The sequence below is a fragment of the Pseudomonas sp. 05N434 genome, from assembly GCF_056396965.1.
This window is the reverse complement of sequence record NZ_JBFTMK010000802.1, coordinates 1-1,580: the sequence shown is the minus strand read 5'-3', so window position 1 is coordinate 1,580 and position 1,580 is coordinate 1. Positions and strand designations below refer to the sequence as shown.

The window sequence follows — 1,580 nt, the reverse complement described above, 5'->3', positions numbered from 1 at the left end:
AGCGGGAGCAAGCTCCCTCGCCACAGGAATACGAGAAAGCATCAGGGCACGCCCCTTGCACACTTGATCTGCGACAACGGCAATGGATCGGTAATACCCGATGATTGCCCCTGGATTTACCTCGGCGCCTGCGGGTTGGTGTCAGGTCGGCAACAAGGTAGAGGAGTGGTTTTATGCAAGTGCTTGACCGCCGTAAAGCGATGGCAATCACGCCGCTGTTTCGGCTGGCCTTTCGGCCACTTTTCCTCGCCGGTTGCCTTTTGGCAGTGCTGGTCATTCCACTCTGGCTGGCGGCCTTCAGTGGTTCGATTTCCAACTGGCAGCCGGCGGGCGGTTGGCTGGGCTGGCATCGGCATGAATTGCTGTTCGGGTTCGGGTTGGCGATTATCGCGGGCTTTCTGTTGACGGCGGTGCAGACCTGGACCGGTCGCCCCGGCCTCAGCAGCAAACCGTTGGCCGCGCTGGCGTTGCTGTGGTTGTTGGCGCGGGTGGCCTGGCTGGCCAATGCGCCATGGCCGTTGCTCGCCGTGCTGGAACTGGCGTTCCCGTTGGCGGTGGCGGTACTCATGGGCTTCACCTTGTGGAAAGTGCGGCAGAAACGTAACTACCCGATTGTGGTGGTCTTGATGTTATTGGCCTTGGCTGACGGGTTGTCTCTGTACGGCCTGGTCGAGGGGCACGAAGGCTGGCAACGCCAGGGCGTGCTGAGCGGCCTCTGGCTGGTGGCGGCGATGATGGGGTTGATCGGCGGGCGGGTCATTCCGTTCTTCACCCAGCGCGGCCTTGGTCGGGTTGAAGGCGTTGCCGCCTGGCCCTGGCTGGATCGCCTGCTGTTGGTCGGTTCGCCGCTGGTGGCGTTGTTGTATGCCGCAGGACCGGCGCTCAACCCCAATGTCTGGGTGGGCCTGCTGTTCGCGGTGCTGGCGGCAGGGCATCTGGTGCGCCTGGTGCGCTGGCATGACCGGGCACTCTGGCGCGTGCCGTTGTTGTGGTCGCTGCATCTGGCCTATGGCTGGCTGGCGGTGGCGTGTCTCGGGATGGCGCTGTGGCATTTCGGTGTGCCGATCAACCCGAGTCTGGCGGTGCATTGCCTGACCATCGGGGCCATGGCTGGCCTGGTGCTGGCGATGATCGCGCGGGTCAGCCTCGGCCACACCGGTCGCCCCCTGGAACCGCCATCGGGCATGACCCTGGCGTTCATTCTGCTCAACCTGGCGTGTCTGAGCCGGGTGGTGTTGATCCTGTTTTTCCCCTTGGCCGCATTGTGGTTGGCCGGTCTGTGCTGGGCGCTGGCGTTTGCACTGTATGCCTGGCGCTATGGGCCGATGCTGTTGCGGGCCCGGGTCGACGGTCATCCAGGATGAATACGCGAATGAATGGAGGCAGCCGCTGATGTATCCCTTTTTACTGGTCACGCATTTGCTGGCGGCAATCGCCTTCATTGGCACGCTGTTTTTCGAGGTGGTCATCTGGCATCGCGCCCGCCAGCCGTTGACGGAGATTGCGCAAGTGACGGCGGATCAGGCGATTGCCCTGCGTTCGCGTAAGGTTCTGCACGGCGTGGTGTTGCTGTTGTATGG

1 protein-coding gene and 1 pseudogene are annotated in these 1,580 nt (G+C 63.0%); both read left to right on the top strand.

The genetic code is table 11. From position 1 onward, the window contains the following. Positions 1-173 precede the first annotated feature (173 nt). Positions 174-1,364 (top strand): NnrS family protein, encoded by a 1,191-nt coding sequence (locus tag AC1DLB_RS29555; protein ID WP_477743991.1) that lies wholly within the window; start codon positions 174-176, stop codon positions 1,362-1,364. A gap of 28 nt (positions 1,365-1,392) precedes the next feature. Beyond that, positions 1,393-1,580 (top strand): annotated as a pseudogene (locus AC1DLB_RS29550) (hypothetical protein); the annotation flags it as partial.